Raw genomic sequence first — 25,090 nt, forward strand, 5'->3', positions numbered from 1 at the left:
TTCATGAGCACCGAGGTCAGACCATCAGGCCGCGGCGAGGGACTCGCGGCGGAACTCGTCCTCCAGCTCGCGGCGCACCTGGACGGCGAGCAGCGACTCGTCCGCGTCCACGTCGTCCCACGAGACCATGCGGTCCTTCGGGACGTCGCGGATGAGCTTTGCGCCGTGCGCCAGCCCCAGCGGAAGAGCGTTGTGGTCGAGCGACACCGCGGCCGGGGCGAGCTTGCCGAAGACCGTGTAACCGCCTTCGCCATCGAGCGTGTCGCCCGCGCGGAGGTCCTTCTTCGCCGTGGTGACGACGTCGCCCCGGAAGCCGGTCGGCGAGCCGGTGGCCTCGTTGCGGAGGACCGCCGCCGCGATGGACACCCCGAGCTCGAGCCCGATCATGTGATACGGACGGTACAGCTCGCCGAAACGGCCCGACGGGTCGGTCTGGACGCCGTACTCGGCGAAGCACTGCACCGCGTAGTCGGTGCGCGCCTCGAACGTGACGTAGACGCCCCAGCGCAGGTCGCGGTACACGTCGCTGCCGTCGCGGTTGAGGCTGGAGACGATCTCCACGGTCCCCGAGCGGCTGAGCGTGCCGCCGTTCGCCTTCGGGATGATCAGCGTCGACAGCTCGTCGACACCGGCCGGCGTGAAGTTGAGGCCCTCGTCCTGCGGGATGAGGCCGGTTCCGTTGGCGACGGCCGCCATCTCGATGGCCGACTTGGTGCCGTCCAGGAACGAGTTGAACATCTTCGGGTTGTAGTCGCCCGAGGCCAGCTGCTCGTCGGTGAAGCCGTAGTAGTTCCAGACCGTGTCCGGCGTGGAGTAGTTGTACTCCGGAAGGTACTTGGTGCCCTTGCCCGCGGCGACGACGTCGAAGCCGACGGTGCGCGCCCAGTCGACCATCTCGCAGATCAGCGCCGGCTGGTCGCCGTACGCCATCGAGTAGACGACGCCGGCGGCCTGCGCGCGGCGCTGGAGGATGGGGCCCACCATGCAGTCCGCCTCGACGTTGACCATGATGACGTGCTTGCCATTGTCGATGGCGGTGAGCGCGTGATAGGTGCCGATGATCGGGTTGCCGGTGATCTCCAGGACGACCTCGATCTCCGGGCGGCGCAGCAGGTCGTCCGCGCTCTCGGTGACGAAGGTCTTGCCGGTCCGCAGGGCGTCGTCGAAGCCGGTGGCCGCGTAACGCTCGGCCGGCCATCCGGTGCGGTCCAGGGCCGCCTTCGCCTTGGGGACGTTGATGTCGGCGACGGCGACCACATGGAAGCCGGGGCTGTTCGCGGCCTGCGTGAGGAACATCGACGAGAACTTGCCCGCACCGATGACGCCGACGCGGATCGGTCCCGCCTCCTCGGTGCGCTTCTGCAGCAGCGAGTGCAGATTCATGTGCCTACTCCTTTGTGGGTGGATCTGGGGTGATGGTCTGACCATCAATCCTTTGACCATGATGAGGGGGCCGGGTCCGGATGTCAAGCGCCTCGGTATGATGAGGGCGTTCGACACCCCGATCCTTCAAGGAGCTGCAATGCCCATCGCCACGCCGGACCAGTACGCAGAGATGCTCGACAAAGCGAAGGCCGGCGGGTTCGCCTACCCCGCGTTCAACGTGTCGTCGTCGCAGACGATCAACGCCGTCCTGCAGGGTCTGACCGAGGCGGGGAGCGACGGCATCATCCAGGTCACCACCGGCGGCGCGGACTACTTCGCCGGCCAGACCGTCAAGGCCCGCGCGACCGGGGCGCTCGCGTTCGCGAAGTTCGCCACCGAGGTCGCCAAGAACTACCCCATCACGGTCGCGCTCCACACCGACCACTGCCCGAAGAACGCGCTCGACGACTTCGTGCTGCCGCTCATCGCCGCCTCCGAGGAGGAGGTCCGCGCGGGCCGCAACCCGATCTTCCAGTCGCACATGTGGGACGGCTCGGCCATCCCGCTGGACGAGAACCTCCAGATCGCGCAGGACATGCTCAAGCGCACCAAGGCGATCAACGCGATCCTCGAGGTCGAGATCGGCGTCGTCGGCGGCGAGGAGGACGGCGTCCGCCACGAGGGCTCGAACGAGGCGCTCTACACGACCCTGGCCGACGCCGAGAAGGCGGTCGACGCCCTCGGCCTCGGCGAGAACGGCCGCTACATGGCCGCTCTCACCTTCGGCAACGTGCACGGCGTCTACAAGCCGGGCAACGTGAAGCTGCGCCCGGAACTGCTCAAGGAGATCCAGGACGGCCTCGCCGCCAAGTACGGCCACGGCCCGAAGCCGCTCGACCTCGTCTTCCACGGCGGCTCCGGCTCCACCGACGAGGAGATCGCGGAGGCGGTGCGCAACGGCGTCGTGAAGATGAACATCGACACCGACACGCAGTACGCGTTCACCCGGTCCATCGCGGGCTACATGTTCCAGAACTACGACGGCGTGCTCAAGGTCGATGGCGAGGTCGGCAACAAGAAGCTCTACGACCCGCGCGCCTGGGGCAAGGTCGCCGAGAGCGCGATGGCCCAGCGCGTCGTCGAGGCGACGCAGCAGCTCGGCTCGGCCGGACAGTCGGCCAAGTAGTCGCGCCGGGCGGCGGGATACGCACAGCACCCGCCGCCCGCACCAGCAGGATCGAGGAGGCAGCGGGCATGACCGACCAGGAGCCGCGGCCGGACGAACGGCCACGTCCGCAGTTCGGGGAGCTCGCGCCCCCCGGCTGGGTCTGGCACCCCCCGGCGGATGCCGACCGCCTCGACACGTCGCGGCCGCTGGAGCGCGAGGACGACGCCGTCACTCCGCCGCCACCGGCCGGCGCTCCCTACCCGGGCGCGAGACCGCCGTATCCCGGCGCGCCCTACCCGTCGACGGGCGAGCGCGCGCGAGCCGGCCAACCGGCCCCGACGTGGAACCTGACGCTCACCGTCCTGCTCGCCGTCTTCGGCTTCTTCGGGATGCTGTACTCGATCGCGACGCTCCAGGCCATCCCGGCCTCGATGCAGCTGCTGCACAGCACGAACGGCCTCGGCGACTACACGCCGGCGCCGGTCGTCGGCACGCTGGTGCTCGTCGGATCGATCCTGATGGGAGTGATCTGGGCGGGGTCCGCGGGGCTCGCGGCATGGCTGCTCGTCAAGCGACGGCTGGCGTTCTGGGTGCCGCTCGTCGCGGGGATCGTCGCGATGGTGGTCCTGCTGATCTTCGCCGGCGCGGTGCTCGCGACCGATCCGGTGCTGCTCGAGTTCTACTCGGGAACCTCGGGCGGCACGACGCCGACCCGGACGCCGTAGCACCCAGGCCGGTCAGTGGCCGCGGCCGCCGAGCGCCCGTGCGTCCTGCTTGCCCGTGATGTCCTTGCGGAGCTCCTTCGGCAGCGAGAACATGAGGTCCTCCTCCGCCGTCTTGACCTCCTCGACGTCGGCGTAACCGGCGCCGGCGAGGTCGTCAAGCACCTCCTGCACCAACACCTCCGGCACGGACGCGCCGCTCGTCACGCCGATCGAGGAGACGCCGTCGAGCCACTCCTGCTTGATCTCGCTCGCGTAGTCGACGCGGTAGGCGGCCTTCGCGCCGTACTCCAGCGCGACCTCCACCAGGCGGACCGAGTTGGAGGAGTTGGCCGAGCCGACCACGATGACCAGCTCCGCCTGCTCGGCGACCTTCTTGATCGCGACCTGGCGGTTCTGGGTGGCGTAGCAGATGTCGTCGCTGGGCGGGTCCTGCAGGTTCGGGAAGCGCTCGCGCAGACGGCGCACCGTCTCCATCGTCTCGTCGACCGAGAGCGTGGTCTGGGAGAGCCAGACGACGCGGTCCGGGTCTTTCACGACGATGGAGTCGACGTCGTCGGGCCCGTTCACCAGCGTGACATGGTCGGGCGCCTCGCCCGCCGTGCCCTCGACCTCCTCGTGCCCGGCGTGGCCGATGAGCAGGATCTCGCGGTCGTCCCGCGCGAACCGCACGGCCTCGCGGTGCACCTTGGTGACCAGCGGGCAGGTGGCGTCGATCGCGCGGAGCCCCCGGGCGGCGGCGGCGTTCACGACGGCCGGCGAGACGCCGTGCGCCGAGAAGACCACGTGTGCGCCCTCGGGGACCTCGTCGACCTCGTCGACGAAGATGGCGCCCTGCTGCTCCAGCTCGGACACGACGTGCACGTTGTGGACGATCTGCTTGCGCACGTAGACAGGCGAACCGTAGAGGTCCAGCGCCTTCTCGACGGCGACCACGGCGCGGTCGACACCGGCGCAGTAGCCGCGGGGTGCGGCCAGCAGGACCTTCTTGTGTCCGACGACCGGGTTATCCTGAAGCCGTCGCCTCGCGCCGGGAATCCGCGGCATCGGGAGGCTGATGGTTGCGTCGCTCACCCTTCGATCCTACGTGAGCACGCTGGACACGGAATGGGAGGGGTCGGTGAGCCAGTCAGGGCCCGTCGCGATGCAGCCCGCTCCCCCGACCGTCGACTCCCCGTGGCCGGTCGCGCTGCTCAACTCCAAGATCAAGGGATGGATCGACCGGCTCGGCACCGCGTGGGTCGAGGGCGAGATCACGCAGTGGGGCATCTCCGGCGGGAACGTCTACGGCAAGCTGAAAGACCTGAACGAGGACGCCACGATCAGCTTCACGATCTGGTCGTCGGTCAAGGCGCGCATCCCGGCCGACCTCAAGCAGGGCGACCGCGTCGTCGCCGCGATCAAACCGAACTTCTGGGTCAAGGGCGGCACCCTGACCATGCAGGTCTACGACATGAAGCACGTCGGCCTGGGCGACCTGCTGGAGCGGCTGGAGCGGCTGCGCCAGCAGCTCGCCGCCGAGGGCCTGTTCGCGGTCGAGCGCAAGAAGCGCCTGCCGTTCCTGCCGCACACGATCGGTCTGGTGACGGGCAAGGACAGCGACGCCGAGAAGGATGTGCTCCGTAACGCGCAGCTGCGCTGGCCGCAGGTGCGGTTCCGTGTCATGCACGCGGCCGTCCAGGGCGAGCGCACGGTGACCGAGGTGGTCTCCGCCATCCGGACGCTGGACGTGGATCCCGAGGTCGAGGTCATCATCGTGGCGCGCGGCGGCGGCGACTTCCAGAACCTGCTCGGTTTCAGCGACGAGCGCCTGGTGCGCGCGGCCGCCGCCGCGCTGACGCCGATCGTCAGCGCCATCGGGCACGAGGCCGACCGGCCCCTGCTCGACGAGGTGGCCGACCTCCGCGCGTCCACCCCGACGGATGCGGCCAAGCGCGTGGTGCCGGATGTGGCCGAAGAGCTGGCCCGGGTGCAGCAGGCGCGGGCGCGCATCGGCACCCGCGTTACGCACCTGATCGCGCACGAGATCGACCGGATCGGGCACCTGCGCACCCGGCCGGTGCTCGCGTCCCCGTCGTGGATCGTGGACGCCCGCGCCGAGGAGCTCACCCGCTACGTCGCCCGCGGCACCGAGCTCGTCGGTCGCTGCGTCGAGCGCGAGACCACACGGGTCGCCGAGCTGCGCGGCCAGCTCCGGGCGCTCTCGCCGCAGGGCACGCTCGACCGCGGCTACGCCATCGTCCAGACGGCCGCGGGCCACGTGGTGGCCGATCCGTCGGAAGCACCGACCGGCTCGCAGCTCCGGCTGACGGTCTCGGGCGGCTCGCTCGCCGCCACCGCCGGCGACCCGCTGCCGTCCCCCGCGAGCCACGGCGACCGCGAATAGAATGGATGCCATGCCCACCACAGAGACGTCCCCGGCCGGGGATCCGCTCAGCACGCTCAGCTATGAAGAAGCGCGTGACGAGCTGATCCGCGTCGTGACGGAGCTCGAGCAGGGCACCACCACGCTCGAGGAGTCCATCGCGCTGTGGGAGCGGGGCGAGGCCCTGGCGCGCCACTGCGAGGAGTGGCTGATCGGCGCGAAGGCGCGGCTCGACGCGGCCCGCGCCGGCGCGGGCGCAGCGACCTCGGGAGCGTTCGACGGCGAATGAGCCCCCGCAACAACAAGCCTCCGGTGGTCGTCGCGGAGCTCGGACGCCCCGAGACTCCGGAGGAGACCGCGGCCCGCAAGGCCGAGAACTCGGCGAACCACCGCAACCGCCAGACGATCAACAACCTCGTCTACTCGCTGCTCGCGACCCTGGCGCTCGTCGCCGTGATCGTCCTCATCGTGCCGCGCGGCAACCCGTCCGCGACCAAGCCGGCGGTCGACTACCCGTCGATCGCGCAGCAGGCGCAGGGCAGTGAGCCGGACGCGCTGCTGGTGCCGAAGCTCCCGGCGGACTGGAAGTCCAACAACGCCGAGCTGCGCACCAAGACGTCCGACGGCGTCGACTCCTGGTACATCGGGTTCGTAACGCCGAAGCAGCAGTTCATCGGCGTCACCCAGGGGTTCAAGGCCAACGACAGCTGGGTGTCCGACCAGGTCAACAAGTCCCGCATCAAGGACACGCGCGTGATCGATGGCGTGACCTGGGACGTCTACGACAACCGCACCTCCAGCTCGGACGACGGCAACGTCGAGTACGCGCTGACGACCACGTCCGGCGACAGCACCATCATCGTGTTCGGCACGGCGGACGACGCCGAGTTCCGCACGATGGCGTCTTCGCTCGCCGACCAGATCCACTCACTCGGAGGAGACAAGTAGTGCCCACCACGCGCCCCGGCAAGGTCTGGAACTCGATGCTCGACGGCAACGCCCGCTTCGTCTCAGGCGAGCCGCTGCATCCCCACCAGGATGTGGAGCGACGCGAGTCCGTCGCCGACGGCCAGGAGCCGGTCGCCGCGATCTTCGGATGCGCCGACTCCCGCCTCGCGGCCGAGATCATCTTCGACATGGGCCTCGGCGACGCGTTCGTCGTCCGCAACGCGGGGCAGGTCGTCTCCGACTCCGTGATCGGGTCGCTCGAGTACGCGGTCGCGGTGCTGAACGTGCCGCTCATCCTCGTGCTCGGCCACGACAGCTGCGGCGCGGTCGCCGCGGCCATCGGCTCGCAGGCCGAGGACGCCGACCCGCTGCCTCCGCACATCGCCCAGCTCATCGCGCCCATCGTCCCCGCGGTCCACCGCGTCGGCGGCGAGGGCGCGGTCGACCCCGCCGCGATCGACGCCGGGGAAGTCGGGCGCGAGCACCTGCGCGACACCGTCTCCGAGCTGCTGGCGCAGTCCGAGATCATCGCCTCCGCGGTCGCCGAGAACACCCTCGCGATTGTCGGCGCCAACTACCGGCTCGCGGAGGGCCGGGTCGTCCCCGACGTCGTCGTCGGCATGCGCGACTGACATCGACCTCCGTATACAGAAAGGAAGACACACCGTGGTGGACACCCAGGCGGACGCCGAGTACCGCATCGAGCACGACACGATGGGAGAGGTGCGCGTCCCGAAGCACGCGCTGTACAGCGCGCAGACGCAGCGCGCTGTGGAGAACTTCCCCATCTCCGGGTCGGTGCTGGAGCCGGCGCAGATCGCCGCCCTCGCCCGCATCAAGAAGTCGGCCGCCCTCGCGAACGCGCGCCTCGGCGTGCTCGACCAGGACGTCGCGGACGCGATCGCCTCCGCCGCCGACGAGGTCGCCGCGGGCGCCCACGACGCGGAGTTCCCGATCGACGTGTACCAGACCGGTTCGGGCACGTCGTCCAACATGAACATGAACGAGGTGCTGGCGACTCTCGCGTCGGAGCGCCTCGGCCGTCCGGTGCACCCGAACGACCACGTCAACGCCTCGCAGTCGTCGAACGACGTCTTCCCGACGTCGGTGCACATCGCCGTCACCGGCGCGCTCACCGACGACCTGATCCCGGCGCTCGACCACCTCGCGGTCGCGCTCGAGGAGAAGGCCGAGCAGTGGGCGGACGCCGTCAAGAGCGGCCGCACGCACCTGATGGACGCCACCCCGGTCACCCTCGGCCAGGAGTTCGGCGGCTACGCGGCGCAGATCCGCTACGGCATCGAGCGCATCCGCGCCGCCCTCCCTCGCGTCGCCGAGGTCCCGCTCGGCGGCACCGCGGTGGGCACGGGGATCAACACCCCGCTCGGCTTCCCGCAGCTCGTCATCGAGCTGCTGACGCAGGAGACCGAGCTGCCGATCACGGAGGCGCGCAACCACTTCGAGGCGCAGGCCAACCGCGACGCGCTGGTCGAGGCGTCCGGCGCTCTCCGCACGATCGCCGTCTCGCTGACGAAGATCTCGAACGACCTCCGCTGGATGGGCTCCGGCCCGAACACCGGCCTCGGCGAGCTGCACATCCCGGACCTGCAGCCCGGTTCGTCGATCATGCCCGGCAAGGTCAACCCGGTCATCCCTGAGGCTGTTCTCATGGTCGCCTCGCGCGTGATCGGCAACGACGCGACGATCGCCTGGAGCGGCGCCTCCGGCCTGTTCGAGCTGAATGTCGCCATCCCGGTCATGGGCACCGCGCTGCTGGAGTCGATCCGCCTCCTCACGCAGGCCAGCCGCGTGCTCGCCGACAAGACCATCCGGGGCCTGGAGGCCAACCTGGACCGCGCCCGCGCCTTCGCCGAGTCGAGCCCGTCGATCGTCACGCCGCTCAACCGCGTGATCGGCTACGAGGCCGCCGCCAAGGTCGCCAAGCACGCCGTCGCCAAGGGCATCACCGTGCGCGAGGCCGTCATCGACCTCGGCTTCGTCGACCGCGGCGAGGTCACCCTCGAGCAGCTCGACAAGGCCCTCGACGTCCTCTCCATGACCCACCCCGGCTGACCCGCACGCCGGACAGCCCCCGAGCACAGGAGAAACGCTCCCGATCGAGTCGATCGGGAGCGTTTTTCCTGTTGTCGGCGGTGCTGGAAACGGAGGAAGCCGCTGCCGCGTGACGGCGTGTCGACGAGAAAGGGAGGAGTTTGCGAGCGCGCAGACTCGCCGACTCCTCCCTTTCCGACCGCCGGACCCGGCCGCCGGGCTCGCGAACTAGGCGAGCTCGTTGGCCTCCAGCATCTCGGTGACGAGAGCCGCGATCGCGGAGCGCTCGGAGCGGGTCAGGGTGACGTGCGCGAACAGCGGGTGGCCCTTCAGCGTCTCGATCACGCTGGCGACGCCGTCGTGGCGGCCGACGCGGAGGTTGTCGCGCTGCGCGACGTCGTGGGTGAGCACCACGCGCGAGTTCTGGCCGATGCGGCTCAGGACCGTGAGCAGCACGTTCCGCTCCAGCGACTGGGCCTCGTCCACGATCACGAACGCGTCGTGCAGCGACCGGCCGCGGATGTGCGTGAGCGGCAGCACCTCCAGGATGCCGCGGTCCTGCACCTCGTCGAGCACGTTCTGCGACACCAGCGCGCCGAGCGTGTCGAACACCGCCTGGCCCCAGGGGTTCATCTTCTCGCCCTGGTCCCCGGGAGGTAGCCGAGCTCCTGGCCGCCGACGGCGTACAGCGGGCGGAACACCATGATCTTCTTGTGCTGCCGCCGCTCCAGCACGGCCTCGAGCCCAGCGCACAGCGCGAGGGCCGACTTGCCGGTGCCGGCGCGGCCGCCGAGCGACAGGATGCCGATCTCCGGGTCGAGAAGCAGGTCGATCGCGAGACGCTGCTCCGCCGAGCGGCCATGCAGGCCGAAGACGTCCCGGTCGCCACGCACCAGTTTCACCTCGGCGTCCGCGACGACCCGCCCGAGGGCCGAGCCGCGGTCCGAGTGGATGACGAGCCCGGTGTTCACCGGGAGTCCGGCGGCGAGCTCGGTGCGCATCCACTCCTCTTCGTAGAGGGACGCCATCTCGTCGCTGCCGAGGTCGATCGACGCCATGCCTGTCCAGCCGGAGTCGACCGCCTGCTCGTGCCGGTACTCCTCGGCGGCCAGGCCGATCGAGGCGGCCCTCACGCGGAGCGGGAGGTCCTTGGAGACGACCGTCACATCCAGCCCGTCGTTCGACAGGTTGAGCGCGACCGCGAGGATGCGCGAGTCGTTGTCGCCCAGCTGCATGCCGCTCGGAGGACGCTCATGTTGGAGTGGTTGAGCTCCACGCGCAGCGAGCCGCCGTCGCCGACGGGGATCGGGAAGTCGAGCCGTTCGTGCTGCACCCGGAGATCGTCGAGGTTCCGCAGCGCCTGCCGCGCGAAGTACCCGATCTCTGGGTCGTTGCGCTTGCCCTCGAGCTCGCTCACGACGACGACGGGGATGACGACAGCGTGCTCCGCGAAGTTGAAGATCGCCTTCGGGTCGGAGAGCAGCACCGACGTGTCGAGCACATAGGTGCGCTCATCCGTCTTCGCCGCCCCGCCGGTCTGCCGAGTTGCTGCCTGTCGGGTTGCTGATTCCGCCACGACCACTCCCACCCCGCCGGTCCCTCGGGAGCCGGCGGATCTCACTGGCGAGACGGCCGCTGGTTTCGAGACGAACTTTTGTGGCCGTCTCGATCGGGCGCGGTGCCCGATGGCTCGAAACTACGCCCGGCCGCCGACATCGCCGGATGGCGGGGTGGCGTGTCGTGTTTCGTTCAAGTGAACAATCGCCCCCAGTTGTGGGAGCTTGTCAGGCGACCGAGGCGTACGAGGTGAACGCCGCGCGCAGCATGTCCAGCGTCTCCTCCGTCGTGCCGGCGTGGACGCTGATGCGCGCGTTGGTCGCGCGGATCGAGGCGGTCACGCCGTGGTTGAAGAGGGAGGCGCCGAGAGCCGTCAGCTGTTCGGGCAGCGGCTCGAGCACGACCATTCCCGCCCGCTCGTTCGGGCTGCGCGAGGAGGAGACCGGGACGGCGAACTCGTCCGCCAGCTCGAGGACGCGCTCGACGTTGTCGGACACGGCGGCGGCCACCGCATCCACCCCACCGCCGCGACCTCCTCGAGCGCGGCGGCGAAGCGCGCCTCGGCGACGAGATCGGGGTTGGAGACGGAGAAGGCGCCGGCGCCGCGCACGGGCTCGCGCACCTCGTCCCAGGGCTGCTCCGGTCCGGAGCCCGTCCATCCGCTGAACACCGGGGTCAGGTGGTCGATGGCCCGCTCGCTGAGCGCCAGGAAGCCGGTGCCCCAGCCGGCGCGCATCCACTTCTGGCCGCCCGAGACGACGACGTCGGCGACCTCCCACGGGGCGTCCACCACACCGAAGCCCTGAATCGCGTCCACGACGAGCAGGCGGTCGCCGATGACCTGCCGGATGCCGTCGATGTCGGCCAGGTAGCCGGTCCGGGAGTCGACCAGGCTGACCATGACGGCCGCCGTGCTGTCGGTCAGCTGTTCGCGGATACGGGCCGGGGTCACCCGGTCGTGGTCGGTCTCGAGCCACACCGGAGTGATGACGCGGAGGGCCTGGGCGGCGCGCTCGGCGGCGTACGTGAGGGAGGGGAACTCGCCGAGGGACAGCAGCACGTCGCCGCCGGTGAGCCCGAACGCCGCGTGCAGGAGCCCGCTGGAGGCGTTGGGCTGGAACACGATCTGCTCGGAGGGGAACCGGGTCAGCGCGCTCACCGCGTCCCGCACCCGCTCGTCCTCCGCGCGCATCCGCTCGATCGTGCCGAAGCGGGCGCGCGACAGGATCTCGTACTGCCCGAGCGTTTCGGCGCGGACGGTGGCCGACAGCGGGCCGACCCGTCCGTAGTCCAGATAGCCGGGCTCCTCGCCGAACCCTCGGGCGAACTCCTCGATCGTCGTCACGTGACGATTCTGCCGGAAAGGACGGTCAGCCGCCGAAGCGGCGCTGGCGGCGCGAGTAGTCGCGCACGGCGCGAAGGAAGTCGACCTCGCGCAGGTCCGGTCCGAGAGCTTCGACGAAATAGAACTCGCTGTGCGCGCTCTGCCACAGCATGAAGTCGCTGAGGCGCTGCTCCCCCGACGTGCGGATGACGAGGTCGGGATCGGGCTGCCCACCGGTGTAGAGGTGCTGGCCGATGAGGTCGGGCGTGAGCAGGTCGGCGAGCGTCTCCAGGCTGCCGCCTTCGGCGATGTGCGTCGCGACGATGCTGCGCATGGCGTCGGTGATCTCCTTGCGGCCGCCGTAGCCCACCGCGAGGTTGATGTGCATGCCCGTGTTCTCGGCCGTGCGGCGCTCCGCGTCGGCGAGGGCCTCCACGAGCCGGGAGGGGAGACCCGCGGTGGAGCCGACGTGCTTGACCCGCCAGTCCCGGTACTGCGAGACGTCCTCGGCGAGCTGCGCGATGATGTCGATGAGGTCGCCGAGCTCTGAGCTCTCGCGGTTGGTGAGATTGTCGGACGACAGGAGGTACAGCGTCACGACCTCGATGCCGAGCTCGTCGCACCACTCCAGGAACTCGCGCATCTTCGCCGCGCCCGCCCGGTGGCCGTGGGCGACCGTCTCGAGCCCGGCCAGGCGGGCCCACCGACGGTTGCCGTCGATGATCATCGCCACGTGCTGGGGCAGCGCGTCGCGGTTGATGTCGCGCCGGAGCCGCTTCTGGTACAGCCGGTAGAGCAGCCCGCCGGCCATCAGCCGATCCCCCGGCGTCGCGCTTCTGCTCACGCTGCTACGTTAGCGCGGCTGTGCGCACAGCGGCTGCGCGACGTCCAGCTCACAGCATCCCGCCACCCGCCTCCCCTACGCTGGGTGCATGTCGCCTCGCAGAAGCCCGAACCCCGACCGCGCCGCCGGTGCGCGCACCGGGGAGGATGTCGCCGAGCTGCTCTCCGAGCCGACGCCCCTGCTCGATCCGTCCGACGCCGCCGTCCAGGCGGACGAGCGGGAAGCCCGCGACGCCGGCCCCGATCTTCCCAACATCCCTCTGCTCGACGCTTCGCTCGCCAACCCGGCCGACATCAAGCCGACCTGGCGCGGATGGATCCATGCGGCCACCTTCCCGGTCACCATCGCGGCGGGCATCGTCCTGATCTGCCTGGCGCACGGCGCGCCGGCGAAATGGGCGTCGGCGGTGTTCATGCTCACCTCGATGCTGCTGTTCGGCAACTCGGCGCTGTACCACCGCTTCAACTGGCGACCCCGCACCAAGGTCATCCTGAAGCGCATCGACCACGCGAACATCTTCCTGCTCATCGCCGGCACGTACACCCCGCTCGCCGTGCTCGCGCTGCCGCCGGACAAGGGCATCCTGCTGCTCTGCCTGGTCTGGGCCGGGGCGCTCCTCGGGATCGGGTTCCGCGTCTTCTGGATCTCGGCGCCGCGCTGGCTGTACGTCCCGATCTACGTGGCGCTCGGGTGGGCCGCCCTGATGTACATCGTCGATCTGGTGAACGCCAACGTCGCGATGATGGTCCTCGTGCTGGTCGGCGGCATCCTGTACACGATCGGCGCGGTCATCTACGGGATGAAGCGGCCGAACCCGTTCCCCGGCAAGTTCGGCTTCCACGAGATCTTCCACACGCTGACGGTGCTGGCCTTCCTCTGCCACTGGACGGCGACGCTGCTGATCGCGATGCACCCGGCCTACAACGCCGGCTGACACTCAGGTCGGCAGCGCGCGACGTCCCGTTACCTGCTTCATGACCAGTGTGGAGCTGAGCTTTCGCACGCCCGGCAGGGCGCCGAGCGGCCCGTCGAACAGCTCCTGGTAGGCCGTCAGGTCGCGGGTGAGCACGCGCAGCATGTAGTCGGGGTCGCCGAACAGCCGTTCGGCCTGCACGATGTTCGGGATGGCCAGCACGCCCTCCTCGAACGCGCCCACGGTGTCCGGGTCGGTGCGGTCGATGGTCACGAACACGATCGCCTCGAAGTCGAGCCCGACGGCCGACGGCGAGACCACCGCGCGGTACTGCTCGATGACGCCGTCGCGCTCCAGCTCGCGCACTCGGCGGTGGCACGGCGACAGCGTCAGCCCGACGCGGGCGGCGAGGTCGGTGAGGCTGAGCCGGCCGTCCTCCTGCAGTGCGGCAAGGATCTCCCGGTCGATGGCATCCATGCGCTGGATTCTTCCACATGTCAGGTATGTACGCTCGAAAGTAGGGAGCACTTCTCGTTTCGGTTGGCATAGCTTTCCCTTGAACGAGAGGGGATGCCGATGGATCCGGCGCTGGCACTGGGCTTCTGGGGCGTGACCGTGCTGCTCGTCTGCACGCCGGGCGCCGACTGGGCGTATGCGGTCTCGGTCGGGGTCGGCGGCCGGGCGCTCGTCCCGTCGATCGGCGGCATCCTGTTCGGATACCTGGTGGTCGTCTGCGCGGTCGCGGTCGGGCTGGGCGCGCTGGTGGCGGCGAATCCGGTGCTGATGGACGTGCTGACCATCGGCGGAGCGCTGTACCTGCTCTGGCTCGGGATCGGCGGGCTCGTCCGCTCGGCCGCCCCGCTGACCGCGCATGCGGACACCGGCGTCGCCGGATCCTCCCTGGCGTCCTTCCTCCGCGGAGCGGGGGTGAGCGGCTTCAATCCGAAGGGCCTGGTGGTGCTCGTCGCCCTGGTGCCGCAGTTCACGTCGCCTCACGCCGGCTGGGCGCCGGCCGCGCAGATGCTGCTGCTGGGAGGGATGTTCGTCGCGACCTGCGCGATCGTCTACCCGGCGGTCGCGATGCTGGCCCGCCGGCTGCTGGCCGCCCGGCCGCGGGGCACGGTGATCATGGCGCGCGTCTCGGCCATCGCCATGACGCTGATCGGGGTCTCGCTGCTCGCGGAGCGGGTCGCGCAGCTCCGGTGAGACGACGAACGCCCCGGACCGAGCCGGTCCGGGGCGTTCGCGCAGTGTCAGCGGCTCACTGGCCGGTGTAGGTCTCCACCTTGGTGACCTCGACGGCGATCTGGCGGCCGTTGGGGGCGGTGTACTCGGTCTTGTCGCCGACCTTGAGGCCGAGGATCGCCGAGCCGAGCGGGCTCTGCTCGCTGTAGACCGGGAGGTCGGTGCCGGCCGCGATCTCGCGGTTGCCGATGAGGAAGACGCTCTCGTCGCCCGCGATGGTCGCGGTGATGACCGTGCCGGGCTCGACGACGCCGTGGCTCTCCGGCGCGGCGCCGACGGTGGCGCTGCGCAGCAGGTTGGTGAGCTGGACGATGCGGGCCTCGATCTTGCCCTGCTCCTCCTTGGCGGCGTGGTAGCCGCCGTTCTCCTTGAGATCGCCCTCCTCGCGGGCCGCCTCGATCCGCTTCGCGATCTCGTTGCGGCCGTTGACGCTGAGCTCCTCGAGTTCGGCCGAGAGACGGTCGTACGCGTCCTGGGTCAGAAAGGTGACCTGAGAATCCTGGGACATGATGAACTCCTTCGCGCCTCGTGCGGCAACAGCCGCCGGAAGCAGATGGGCCGGTCCTCCGACCGGTGCTAAAGTCGACGCCCCGGCGTTGCCGGGGCGTATCCGCACAATACTAGGTCAGCCAGCAGCTGTTGATCAAACCCGTGTTGGGCGTCATGATCGTCCGGATCGACTCCTTGTACGCGGTGAGGCGCGTGTCCGATCCCGGGTACTGCACGATGCGCCAGCCGACGATCGCGAAGTCCTCGTTGAGGGCCTGGATGGCGCAGGTCACCGGCGTCCCGGGCGGGGCGTTGATGGTGAACGAGATGTCGACGTGGTGGTTGTCGGGGATGGTGTAGGCCGTGTCCGTCGCCTCGAGGTCGGCCTGGTCGTTGTCCCATCCGGCCCAGAACACCCATGCGGTCACGACCGCCACCAGTCCGATCAGAGCGCCGATGACGAGCCAGCGCTGGCGGCGCCTGCGCTGGGGGTGCGGCCGTAGCGGCTGTCGAGCCGGGCGCTGGGGGTCGGGGTCGTCGCCGTCATGCGTGCCGTCCTGTCCGACCTTCCCGCTCGATGGGCCCGCCGTCGGGCGACGGTAGGCTGGAACAAGACTAGGAGACGAAGCTGTGAACACTGCCCCCCGCGCGGCGACCGCGATGCCCGAGACCGACCTGTTCTCCGGGATGGTGGCCGCGTGATCGCCGACGCCCTGCTGCGCGCCTCCGTCCACCTCGCCGCGACGCCCGCCCCGACGCCGTCCGGCGCCCCGGCCGACGACTCCGTCACGCCGGGCGTGCTCGGCTTCGTGGTCACGTTCCTGATCGCGGTGGTCGTCGTGCTGCTCGTCGTCGACATGGTGCGACGCATCCGCCGGGTGCGCTACCGCTCCGAGATCGCCGAGAAGCTGGATGCGGAGCAGAGCGGCGGGGACCGCGCGGCCGGTCCGGAGGACCGCGAGAGCTGACCGCTCGTCAACCGGAGCGGGCTGCTACTCGTCGTCGACGACCGGATCGTACCCGGCCGCACGGAGCGCGTCGATGACGTGGCGACGGTGCTCGGTGCCGCGCGTCTCGACGCTCACGTCGAGCTCGACCTGGCTCAGCTGCATCCCGCGACCGTGGCGTGTGTGCAGCACCTCGACGACGTTGGCGTTCACGCCCGCGAGGATCTCGGCGATGCGCGCCAGCTGGCCCGGGCGGTCCGGCAGCATGATCGTCAGCTTGAGGTAGCGGTCGGACGCGGCGAGGCCCTGGCTGATGACGCGCTGCATGAGCAGCGGGTCGATGTTGCCGCCCGAGAGGATTGCGACCGTGGTGCCGTCGGCCGGGATCGCCCCGGCGAGGATGGCGGCGACGCCCGCGGCGCCCGCCGGCTCCACGACGAGCTTGGCCCGCTCCAGCAGCACGACCATGGCGCGGGCGATGTCGTCCTCGGACACGGTGACCACCTGGTCCACCGCCTCGCGGATGATCTCGAAGTTGAGCGCGCCGGGCCGGCTCACCGCGATGCCGTCGGCGATCGTCGCAACGAGGGCGATGTCGGTCGGCTCCCCCGCCGCCAGCGAGGGCGGGTAGGCCGCGGCGTTCGCCGCCTGCACGCCGATGACGCGCACCTCGCGGCCGTCCCGCGCCGCTCGCTGCTTGACCGCGCTGGCCACGCCAGAGATGAGGCCGCCGCCGCCGATCGGCACGACGATCGTGCGCACGTCCGGCACGTCGTCGAGGATCTCGAGCCCGAGCGTGCCCTGACCGGCCACCACATCCGGATGGTCGAACGGCGGGATGAGGACGGCGCCGGTGTCGGCCGCGAAGTCGGCGGCGGCCCGTAGCGTCTCGTCGACGATGCTGCCGCTGAGCACGACGTCCGCGCCGTACGCGCGCGTCGCCTGGAACTTGGGGATGGCCACGCCCACCGGCATGAAGATGGTCGCGTGGATGCCGAGCTCGCGCGCCGCGAACGCGACGCCCTGCGCGTGATTGCCGGCGGAGGCCGCGACGACGCCGCGGGCGCGCTCCTCGGCGCTCAGCTTCGACATCCGGTTGTAGGCGCCGCGGATCTTGTAGGAGCCGGTGCGCTGGAGGTTCTCGCACTTGAGCAGGACCGGGGCGCCGAGCAGGTCGGCGAGATACCGCGAGCTCTCGATCGGGGTCGGCTGGGCCACGCGGGCGACGATGGCGCGCGCGGACTCGAACTCGTCCAGGCCGGGGCCGGCGAACGGGGTGCGCGTGTGATCGGTCGCGGTTGCCACGGGGTCAGCCTAGCCCCGGTCGTATTCCGCTGGATGTATGCGGTCCCTGCTCAGCGCACCGGCGGCCGTCGCACCGGCCGCGGGACGGTCTGCCAGATCGGCTGCTCGGGTCCCGTCCACTCCGTATCCGGCGGCGAGCTGCGCCACGCTCCACTGGAGATGTAGTGGACCATCACGTTGAGCACGGCCACGAACGGCACCGCGAACAGCGCGCCCGGGATGCCGGCGAGCAGCGACCCGGCGGCGACCGCCAGCACGACGGCGAGCGGGTGCACCTTCACCGCGCTGCCCATGATCAGCGGCTGCAGGATGTGTCCCTCGATCTGCTGCACGAGCAGCACGATCCCGAGCATGATGAGCGCGAACACCCAGCCCTTGAAGACGAGCGCGATGAAGACGGCGAGCGCCCCCGTGACCACCGCGCCGACGACGGGGATGAACGACCCGAGGAACACGAGCACCGCGATCGGGAGCACCAGCGGCAGGCCGAGGAAGAAGGCGCCGAGGCCGATGCCGAGCGCGTCGATCGAGGCGACGAGCACCTGCACCTTGGCGAAGTTGCGGAGGGTGACCCAGCCGGCCTTGCCCGCACCGTCGACGGCGGCCCGCGCGCGCTTCGGGAACACCCGCACGATCCACGACCAGATGCCCGCGCCGTCGATGAGGATGAAGATCGTGCTGAACAGCACCAGGAGCGCCCCCGCGAGCACGTGCCCGACGGTGGTGCCCACCGACAGGGCGCCGGAGAGGAAGACCTGGCCGTCCTGCTGGATCGACGACCCGATCGAGGCCAGGGCGCTGCTGATCTGGTTCTCGCTCAGTCCGAGCGGCCCGCTGGTGAGCCAGGATCGGAGGCCGTTGTATGCGTCCACCGACTGCTTCTGCAGCTCTCCGCTCTGTCGCGTGATCTGCCAGACGGCCAGGTAGACGAGGCCTGCGACCACCACCAGCGTGATGACGAGCACGACGAGGATGGCCAACCACTTCGGCCAGCGGTGCCTCACCAGGAAGTCCTTGAAAGGCACCAGCAGTCCGGCGAGCAGCACGGCGATGAGCACCGGGATGACGATGAGCTTCAGCTGGATGATCAGGAAGATGACGACAGCGATGACCGCACCGACCACGAGCAGGCGCCACGACCACGCGCCGGCGATGCGCATCCCGCGCGGTACGGCCTCGTCGATCGAGGTGGCGGGGTCGACCAGATCACGCCCGCGGCGCTGGAACCAGGACCGGGCGGGCGCGCGATTGCCGGCGGCGACCTCCTCGCCGGGCGTCGGGGCGGCGGCGGGACGGTGCGGTCGGTGTCGGCCATGCCCGCCAGTGTAGGCCGCGGCCGCCCGGGATCCGTGGAGCCCGGGCGCCGCGGTCACCGCCTTCACAGCTGGATGATCAGAGGCGGGTACTCGATGGCCGTGCGGAACCACTGCCAGGTGGACCCGCCGGTCTGCTGGATGGAGGCGTAGGTCACCTGGGTCGGCGGCACGTTCTTCAGCCCGACGACGACCGCGACGTTGCCGTTGACGGTGCGCGCGCCGGTCCCGGTCGTGCTGCCCGCGCCGGCGTAGGCGCCGACGTTCAGGTTCACGGCGCCGTTGGCCGTGATCACGAAGGTCACCACGTAGTCGCCGACGGCCGTGGCCCGTAGTCGCCGGGGCTGAAGTGCACCGACACCCCGGGGCCGCCCGAGGGCGTGGGCCGGTAGGTGAACGACGCGTAGGGGGTGCCCGTCGTGTCCGTCTGCATGATGTCGGACGCGATGAGCGTGAGGTTGGTCCGTCCCTTCCCCACGGTGTGGGTGGGGCTGATGGTGTCGATGGGACGGAACCACGGGAAGGTGATGATCTCGTGCACCGAGACGCGGTGCGCGAGGTCCGTGAGGGACAGGGTTCTCTCGAACGTTGCGGGATCGATGAGCTCAGCGACTTCTGCGTCCTCCCCCGCACGCTCTCCCAGGTCAGGAGTCTCGCTGGACATGCGCGGACTCTACTCCGCGGTCTCTACCCGGCAACAGCCCGTTCTGCGGCGGTCACGGGCGACCCGCTGAGGGAGATGGAGACGCGCTCCCCCGCCTCCGGCCGCTCGCGCGCGCCGTGCTGGACCGACAGCTCGCTGCCGTCCTCCAGCCGCACGCGGGTGCGCCGCAGCGCGCCGAGGAAGCTCGTGGTGAGGACGACGCCGGGGATGCCGTCCGACGCCAGCAGCACGTCCTCCGGGCGCAGGTAGGCGGTGACCGGGCCGTCCGCGACAGTGGAGGCCAGCGGCACCTCCTGGCCGAGCACGCGGAGGCGGCCGTCGGCGACCGTGCCGTCCACGCGGTTGGTCAGCCCGACGAACTCGGCGACGAACGCGGTCGCCGGGCGGTGGTAGAGCTCCTCCGGGGTGCCGATCTGCTCGATCCGGCCGGCGCGCATGACGGCGACGCGGTCGGCGACGGCGAGCGCCTCCTCCTGATCGTGGGTGACGAAGAACGTCGTGATGCCGAGCTCGGTCTGGATGCGGCGGATCTCGTCCCGCAGCTGGACGCGCACTTTCGCGTCGAGCGCCGACAGCGGCTCGTCGAGCAGCAGCACGCGCGGCTCGGTGACCAGCGCGCGAGCGAGCGCGACGCGCTGCTGCTGGCCGCCGGAGAGCTGGTGCGCGTACCGGGCGGCGTGGTGGTCGAGGCCGACCAGCTCGAGGGCGGCGGCCGCGCGGCGGCGGCGCTCGGCGGGTGCGACCTTGCGCATCCGCAGCCCGAACTCGACGTTCTGGCCCGACGTCAGGTGCGGGAACAGCGAGTACGACTGGAACACCATCCCCAGATCGCGCCGGTTGGTCGGCTCGTCGGTGACGTCGCGGCCGTCGATGAGGATGCTGCCGCTGTCCACGCGCTCCAGCCCGGCGAGCGAGCGGAGGGCGGTGGTCTTGCCGCACCCGCTCGGGCCGAGCAGCGCGATGAGCTCGCCAGGCGCCGCGGCCAGATCGAAGCCGGCCAGGCCGGCGCCGCCGCCGAAGTCGCGGACGAGGTCGCGCAGCTCGACGGTCGAGCCGGTGCGGGAGGAGAGCAGAGGGGTTTCGAGGGCGGTCATGTCAGCCTTTCGCGGAACGCCGGCGGCGCACGCTGACGAGGCGGTCGACGACGACGAGGAGGAGGAACGCGAACACCAGCGCGAGGAGCGCGAAGATGACCGCGACGAACGGGTCGGACTGCGACACCAGCAGCAGGGACGTCTGCAGGTTGACGCGGGAGAGCAGCGAGGCGATGGTGAACTCGCCCAGCACCACGGCGACCGACAGCGCCGAGGCTGCGAGGATGCCGCGGCGCAGGTTCGGGACCAGGACGCGCCAGAACACCGTCCACGAGCCGGCGCCGAGCGACCGGGCGGCTTCGCTGAGGGTGATCATGTCGACCGCGGCCACGTTGCTCTGGATGGCCCGGTACGCGTACGGCAGCACGGTGATGCCGTACGCGAAGGCGAGCGTCCAGGATCCGGAGCCGAAGATCCCGGTGACGACCGCGTACGTCGGCGCCAGGCCGACGACCATGACGATCGCCGGGATCATGATCGGGAGCAGGCAGACGGCCTCCAGCAGGCGGCGCAGCTTCGGGAAGCGCAGCTCGACGAGCACGATCGTCGGCAGCAGCACCAGCAGCACGATCGCGACCGTGACGACCGCGAGCACGAGCGAGTTGCCCAGCCCCTGGTAGACGCGGTCGTAGCGGGTGGTCTCGCCGCTGAAGACGGCGACCCACCGATCGAAGTTGTAGACGCCCGGCTTCGCGGTGCGGAGGGTGAACTCCACCATCGAGAACAGCGGGATGAGGAAGAACAGCCCGAGGACCGTCCAGATGACGGCGCGCACCGCAGGGCCGGGGCCCAGACGGAGCTGCTGCGTGCGACGGCGCCGGGGCGCGTCCACGGCGCGGCTCATCGCTGCCACCTCGCGGTGCGGCGGACCAGCGCGGAGTACGCGAGCATCACGACGACCATCACCACGAGCATCCCGAGCGCCATCGCGCCGGCGAGGTTCGCGCGGCCGAGCACGGTCTCGCTGATGAGCGCCTGGCGGATCTGCAGGGACACGATGTTGTTCGCCTGGCCGACGAGGGCTGCGGCGGTCGCGTACGACGAGAACGCGTTGGCGAAGAGGAGCAGCAGGCTGCCGAGGAACGAGGGCAGCAGGATGGGCCCGCCCACGCGCGTCCAGTACGTCCAGCGGCTGCCGCCGAGGGTCGCGGTCGCCTCCAGCCACTGCGGGCGAAGGCCTTCCAGCGCCGGCATGAAGGTGATGACCATGAGCGGGATCTGGAAGTAGAGGTACGGGAGGATGAGGCCGGGCACGGTGTACAGCCAGACGCCGTTCTCGTAGATGTCGATGTGGGCGACGTTTCGCAGCAGGACGGTGACGAGTCCCTGCGCGCCGATCGTCGCGATGAAGGCGAAGGCGAGCATGACGCCGCCGAACTGGGCGAGGACGCTGCTGGCGGAATCCACGAGCGAGCGTGTCATGCCGCCCGGGCGCGAACGCAGAAGCGCGAAGCAGAGCGCGGCTCCGGCGATCGCCCCCACGATCGCGGTCACGGCCGAGAGCCAGAACGCGCCGAAGAAGGAGCCGGCGATCGCGGGCTCTGCCAGGCCGGTGAGGTTCGCCCAGGTGAACCGGCCCTCGCCGTCGAGGAACCCGCTCCCCACCGCGACCAGCGTCGGGATGGCGAGGAAGATCACGACGTAGAAGGCGAAGGGCGTGAGCCCCAGCACCGCGGCGGCCTCCGACCGGCGCCGCCGCCCGGCCCGCGCGGTGGCGGCTCGGGCCGACGACGGCTGCCGCCGGGTCCCCGTGGCGGGGACTCCGGCGGCAGCGGTCTCGACCGCAGGCGCCGCGGCGCCTGTGACGGTCTCGGTCATCAGCCGACCGCGTTCGCCCAGGTGGAGTTGAGCAGGGTGCCGGCGTCGGTGGCCTGCTTGTCCGTCATGACGGCTACCTTGTCGAGCTTGCCCGGGAAGTCGGCCGTGTCGAGCGTTCCGGCCTTCTCCATCGCGTCGACGCGCGCCGGGTAGGCGCCGCCCTTGAGCCACGCGTTCTGGGCGGCGTCGCTGTAGAGGTACTCCTCCCAGAGGCGCGCGGCTGCGGGGTGCGGCGCGTCCTTGTTGATGGCCTGGTTGTAGTAGCCGACGTACGCGGTGCCCGGGAGGACGACGTACTTCCAGTTCACGCCGCCGCCCTTGATGGTGTCGGAGGTGGCGTAGCCCTTCTGGTTGAACGACCAGTCGAGCAGCACCGGGGTCTCACCGGAGGCGATGGTGTTCGGCTTGCCGTCGGCGGCGTTCCAGTTGCCCGCCTTCTTCAGCTTCGAGAACCACTCGACGCCCTTGCTCAGGTCGTCGAGCGTCCCACCGTTCTGCAGGGTCGCGTACGCGACCGCGCCGGCCGCGGCGGCCGCCTGGGTCGGGTTGCCGTTGAGCGCGACCGCGCCCTTGAACTCCGGCTTCAGGAGGTCGTCGAAGGACTTCGGCGCGGTCTTGATCTTGTTGGCGTCGTAGCCGACCGCCATGACCCCGTAGTAGCCGACCTTCCAGAGGCCGTCCTTCTCCTTCTGGCCCTCGGGGATGTCGTCCCAGCCGGTCGGCTTGTAGGCCGCGAAGTACTGGGTGTTGGCCAGGGCGACCGAGGAGCCGATGTCGAAGGTGTCGGGAGCGGTGTCCTGGCCCTTGAGCTTCTTGGCAGCGTCGATCTCCTCCTGGCTGGAGGCGCTGTCCTGGCTCGGGTTGATGGTGATGCCGTACTTCTTGGTGAAGCCGTCGAAGATCTCCTGGTAGTTGGCCCAGTCGCCCGGCGTCGCGATGATGTTGAGGCTGCCCTCCTTCTTCGCGGCGGCGACCAGCGCATCCATGCCGCCGGCCGACGCGACGTCGGTGGCGGTGCTGATCTTCGCGGTGTCGGCGGTGCTGGCGTTCGCGCCGCCGGAGCAGGCTGCGAGCGAGAGTGCGACGACGGTCGCCGCGGCGGCCAGGCCGGCGGCGCGTGCGCGCTTGTTGATCACGGGTTCCTCCAGTGCAGGGTGTCGACCGGGCGGTGCGCCCGGACGTGGTCACGCTAGGGAGGGCAGGAGACCGCGCGGGTGCGCGGCGGTGACGGGTCGGTGAACGTCCGGTGTCCGGGGTTGTCGGTAGGGTCGAGCCGTGGTCGAACAGGTCTCCCCCGCGCTGGCCCGGCGCATCGCGCTCGCCGCACAGGGCTTCGGACGGCCGCGCCCGGCCGCCGTCGGAACGCGCCAATTGAACGGCGTCATCGACCGGCTGGGGCTGCTGCAGATCGACTCGGTCAACGTCTTCGAGCGCAGCCACTACCTCCCGGCGTTCGCGCGGCTCGGGCCGTACGACCGCACGCTGCTCGACCGACTGACCTTCGACGCGCGCGGCCCGCACACCGAGTACTGGCCGCACGAGGCCGCCTTCCTGCGCAAGGAGGACTGGCCGCTCTTCCGCTGGCGCATGCGGGAGTACCGCGAGCGGTACGGAGGCCCGGGCAGCTGGTTCGAGGTCAACGACAGCACGGTGGAGTGGCTGCGCGGCGAGCTCGCCGAGCGCGGGCCGCTCGTCGCCGGAGAGATCGAGCACGACGCGAACCACCGCACCGGCCCCTGGTGGGGATGGTCGGAGGTGAAGCGGGCGCTGGAGCGGATGTTCCTGTTCGGCGAGGTCGCCGTGGCCGGCCGCGCCCGGTTCCAGCGGCGCTACGCGCTCGCGGAGGACGTGCTGCCCGAGGCGGTGCTGTCGCGCAGGGTCGACGACGCGGATGCGATCCGCGAGCTGCTGCGGCGCGCGGCGGTCGCGTACGGCATCGGCACCGCCCGCGACTTCGCCGACTACTACCGCATCAAGGGTCCCCGCGTCGGCGTCGCGCTGCAGGAGCTCGAGGACGCGGGCGAGCTGATCCCCGTGCAGGTGCCCGGCTGGGAGAGCGCCGGCCGGCCGTTGAAGGCGTGGCTGCACCGGGATGCGCGCAAGCCGCGGTCGATGCAGGCGATGGCGCTGCTGTCGCCGTTCGATCCGGTCGTCTGGTTCCGCGACCGCGCGCTCCGGATGTTCGGCTTCCACTACCGGATCGAGATCTACACGCCCGCGCCGCAGCGGGTGTACGGCTACTACTCCCTCCCGATCCTCGTCGACGACGCTCTGGTCGGCCGCATCGACCTCAAGAGCGACCGGCAGGCGCGCGTGCTGCGCATCCAATCGGCCTGGATGGAGCCGGACGAGCCGCCGGTACCGCTCGACCGACTGCTCCCGCTGCTCGCCGAGACCGCGGGGTGGCAGGGTCTCGAGCGCGTGGAGGTCGCGGACGGCGCCCGCGGCGACCTCGCGCCCCTCCTCGCGGACGCGCTGCGCCCGGGGGTAGGGTTCGGGGCATGACGTCACCGCTGGACTACCTGGATCAGGACGGGGCCGACGAGGCCGACTACGAGCAGCCGATGCGCGAGCTGTACGCCTACCACGACGGAGACACCTGGCTCGACGGCGTCGTCACCGGCGTCAAGCCACACGCCGCGTCGGACGGCGGCACGCTCGTGCAGTTCGACGAACGGCTCTGGGTGCCCGCACGCGAGGTCCGGCAGTCGGACCATTACGTCGCCGTGCTGCTGAACCCGGACTCCGAGGTCTACGCCGAGGTCATCCAGTCGCTGGTCGACGGGCAGCCGAAGGACATCATCCGCGACATCGCGGCGGTCGGCGACGGCGACAACGTCGGCACCGAATGGCGCCGGCTCGACGAGCCCACGACCGGCACGCGCGTACGCTACCGCTACACGGGCACGGCCGAGCTCCCCGAGCCAGACGACACCGAGGACGAGGCGACGGCCTAG

General features: G+C 70.5%; 22 protein-coding genes and 5 pseudogenes. 12 read left to right on the top strand and 15 right to left on the bottom strand.

The genetic code is table 11. The features are described from left to right. Window positions 1-24: 24 nt before the first annotated feature. The gene (locus A0130_05295; GenBank protein ID ANF31171.1) at window positions 25-1,383 is read right to left on the bottom strand and encodes a flagellar biosynthesis protein FlgA; all 1,359 of its coding nucleotides are present in this window, start codon (window positions 1,381-1,383) and stop codon (window positions 25-27) included. A 139-nt stretch (window positions 1,384-1,522) separates the two neighbouring features. Between A0130_05295 and A0130_05300 the strand changes: the two genes are divergently transcribed. Continuing rightward, window positions 1,523-2,551, top strand: a complete 1,029-nt coding sequence (locus tag A0130_05300; protein ANF31172.1) for a class II fructose-bisphosphate aldolase — start codon at window positions 1,523-1,525, stop codon at window positions 2,549-2,551. A gap of 68 nt (window positions 2,552-2,619) precedes the next feature. Beyond that, window positions 2,620-3,258: a hypothetical protein gene (locus A0130_05305; protein ID ANF31173.1), complete on the top strand. Its 639-nt coding sequence runs from the start codon at window positions 2,620-2,622 to the stop codon at window positions 3,256-3,258. Between the two features lie 12 nt (window positions 3,259-3,270). On the opposite strand, the gene A0130_05310 is transcribed toward A0130_05305, so the two are convergent. Further along, window positions 3,271-4,302 (bottom strand): 4-hydroxy-3-methylbut-2-enyl diphosphate reductase, encoded by a 1,032-nt coding sequence (locus A0130_05310; GenBank protein ANF33303.1) that lies wholly within the window; start codon window positions 4,300-4,302, stop codon window positions 3,271-3,273. A gap of 73 nt (window positions 4,303-4,375) precedes the next feature. On the opposite strand from A0130_05310, the gene A0130_05315 reads away from it, so the two are divergent. The 5 genes from A0130_05315 (at window position 4,376) to aspA (ending at window position 8,641) form a co-directional block, all read left to right on the top strand. Beyond that, window positions 4,376-5,641, top strand: a complete 1,266-nt coding sequence (locus A0130_05315; protein ID ANF33304.1) for an exodeoxyribonuclease VII large subunit — start codon at window positions 4,376-4,378, stop codon at window positions 5,639-5,641. A gap of 10 nt (window positions 5,642-5,651) precedes the next feature. Next, entirely contained in the window at window positions 5,652-5,909 is a 258-nt protein-coding gene (locus tag A0130_05320) for an exodeoxyribonuclease VII small subunit (GenBank protein ID ANF33305.1), read from the top strand. After that, a complete protein-coding gene (locus tag A0130_05325) occupies window positions 5,906-6,568 on the top strand; it encodes a hypothetical protein (protein ID ANF31174.1) in 663 nt (220 codons plus the stop codon). Before A0130_05320 ends, A0130_05325 begins: the two co-directional genes overlap by 4 nt. Beyond that, window positions 6,568-7,200, top strand: coding sequence for a carbonic anhydrase (locus A0130_05330; GenBank protein ANF31175.1), 633 nt, complete (start codon window positions 6,568-6,570; stop codon window positions 7,198-7,200). Before A0130_05325 ends, A0130_05330 begins: the two co-directional genes overlap by 1 nt. An 82-nt stretch (window positions 7,201-7,282) precedes the next feature. Next, window positions 7,283-8,641, top strand: a complete 1,359-nt coding sequence (gene aspA, locus A0130_05335) for an aspartate ammonia-lyase (GenBank protein ID ANF33306.1) — start codon at window positions 7,283-7,285, stop codon at window positions 8,639-8,641. A 207-nt stretch (window positions 8,642-8,848) separates the two neighbouring features. On the opposite strand, the pseudogene A0130_05340 reads toward aspA, so the two are convergent. The 3 genes and pseudogenes from A0130_05340 to A0130_05350 form a co-directional block, all read right to left on the bottom strand. After that, window positions 8,849-10,196 (bottom strand): annotated as a pseudogene (locus A0130_05340) (ATP-binding protein). A gap of 208 nt (window positions 10,197-10,404) precedes the next feature. Further along, a pseudogene (locus tag A0130_05345) lies at window positions 10,405-11,522 on the bottom strand (hypothetical protein). A 25-nt stretch (window positions 11,523-11,547) separates the two neighbouring features. Next, window positions 11,548-12,312, bottom strand: coding sequence for an isoprenyl transferase (locus A0130_05350; GenBank protein ID ANF31176.1), 765 nt, complete (start codon window positions 12,310-12,312; stop codon window positions 11,548-11,550). A gap of 286 nt (window positions 12,313-12,598) precedes the next feature. Between A0130_05350 and A0130_05355 the strand changes: the two genes are divergently transcribed. Next, on the top strand, window positions 12,599-13,279 hold the full coding sequence (locus tag A0130_05355; GenBank protein ID ANF33307.1) for a hemolysin III: 681 nt from the start codon (window positions 12,599-12,601) through the stop codon (window positions 13,277-13,279). Between the two features lie 3 nt (window positions 13,280-13,282). Here A0130_05355 and A0130_05360 read toward each other — a convergent pair whose 3' ends face one another. Then, window positions 13,283-13,735 carry an AsnC family transcriptional regulator gene (locus tag A0130_05360; GenBank protein ANF31177.1) on the bottom strand — a complete coding sequence of 151 codons (453 nt, stop codon included), beginning with the start codon at window positions 13,733-13,735 and terminating at the stop codon, window positions 13,283-13,285. Window positions 13,736-13,834: 99 nt separating this feature from the next. Here A0130_05360 and A0130_05365 point away from each other — a divergent pair, with 99 nt between their 5' ends. Next, window positions 13,835-14,464 carry a lysine transporter LysE gene (locus A0130_05365; protein ID ANF33308.1) on the top strand — a complete coding sequence of 210 codons (630 nt, stop codon included), beginning with the start codon at window positions 13,835-13,837 and terminating at the stop codon, window positions 14,462-14,464. Between the two features lie 55 nt (window positions 14,465-14,519). Here A0130_05365 and A0130_05370 read toward each other — a convergent pair whose 3' ends face one another. Then, complete coding sequence (locus tag A0130_05370; GenBank protein ID ANF31178.1) at window positions 14,520-15,011, bottom strand: transcription elongation factor GreA; 492 nt, start codon at window positions 15,009-15,011, stop codon at window positions 14,520-14,522. Window positions 15,012-15,123: 112 nt separating this feature from the next. Next, window positions 15,124-15,539, bottom strand: a pseudogene (locus tag A0130_05375) (hypothetical protein). A gap of 151 nt (window positions 15,540-15,690) precedes the next feature. On the opposite strand from A0130_05375, the gene A0130_05380 reads away from it, so the two are divergent. Beyond that, complete coding sequence (locus tag A0130_05380) at window positions 15,691-15,960, top strand: hypothetical protein (protein ID ANF31179.1); 270 nt, start codon at window positions 15,691-15,693, stop codon at window positions 15,958-15,960. Between the two features lie 24 nt (window positions 15,961-15,984). Here A0130_05380 and A0130_05385 read toward each other — a convergent pair whose 3' ends face one another. From A0130_05385 to A0130_05415, 7 genes and pseudogenes are all read right to left on the bottom strand, one after another. Beyond that, the gene (locus A0130_05385) at window positions 15,985-17,244 is read right to left on the bottom strand and encodes a threonine ammonia-lyase (protein ANF31180.1); all 1,260 of its coding nucleotides are present in this window, start codon (window positions 17,242-17,244) and stop codon (window positions 15,985-15,987) included. A 50-nt stretch (window positions 17,245-17,294) separates the two neighbouring features. Then, window positions 17,295-18,559 (bottom strand): annotated as a pseudogene (locus A0130_05390) (AI-2E family transporter). A gap of 63 nt (window positions 18,560-18,622) precedes the next feature. Continuing rightward, a pseudogene (locus tag A0130_05395) lies at window positions 18,623-19,158 on the bottom strand (hypothetical protein). A gap of 86 nt (window positions 19,159-19,244) precedes the next feature. Further along, window positions 19,245-20,315: a spermidine/putrescine ABC transporter ATP-binding protein gene (locus tag A0130_05400; protein ID ANF31181.1), complete on the bottom strand. Its 1,071-nt coding sequence runs from the start codon at window positions 20,313-20,315 to the stop codon at window positions 19,245-19,247. Window position 20,316: 1 nt separating this feature from the next. Then, on the bottom strand, window positions 20,317-21,168 hold the full coding sequence (locus A0130_05405; GenBank protein ANF31182.1) for an ABC transporter permease: 852 nt from the start codon (window positions 21,166-21,168) through the stop codon (window positions 20,317-20,319). Next, window positions 21,156-22,154 (bottom strand): ABC transporter permease, encoded by a 999-nt coding sequence (locus A0130_05410; GenBank protein ANF33309.1) that lies wholly within the window; start codon window positions 22,152-22,154, stop codon window positions 21,156-21,158. Before A0130_05410 ends, A0130_05405 begins: the two co-directional genes overlap by 13 nt. Then, on the bottom strand, window positions 22,133-23,269 hold the full coding sequence (locus A0130_05415; GenBank protein ANF31183.1) for an ABC transporter substrate-binding protein: 1,137 nt from the start codon (window positions 23,267-23,269) through the stop codon (window positions 22,133-22,135). The genes A0130_05410 and A0130_05415 overlap by 22 nt, the downstream gene beginning before the upstream one ends. 139 nt (window positions 23,270-23,408) lie before the next feature. Here A0130_05415 and A0130_05420 point away from each other — a divergent pair, with 139 nt between their 5' ends. Both A0130_05420 and A0130_05425 read left to right on the top strand, forming a co-directional pair. Continuing rightward, window positions 23,409-24,638, top strand: coding sequence for a hypothetical protein (locus A0130_05420; GenBank protein ID ANF31184.1), 1,230 nt, complete (start codon window positions 23,409-23,411; stop codon window positions 24,636-24,638). Further along, window positions 24,635-25,090, top strand: a complete 456-nt coding sequence (locus tag A0130_05425) for a hypothetical protein (GenBank protein ID ANF31185.1) — start codon at window positions 24,635-24,637, stop codon at window positions 25,088-25,090. The genes A0130_05420 and A0130_05425 overlap by 4 nt, the downstream gene beginning before the upstream one ends.

It is taken from the genome of Leifsonia xyli (genome assembly GCA_001647635.1).
Taxonomy (GTDB): domain Bacteria; phylum Actinomycetota; class Actinomycetes; order Actinomycetales; family Microbacteriaceae; genus Leifsonia; species Leifsonia xyli_A.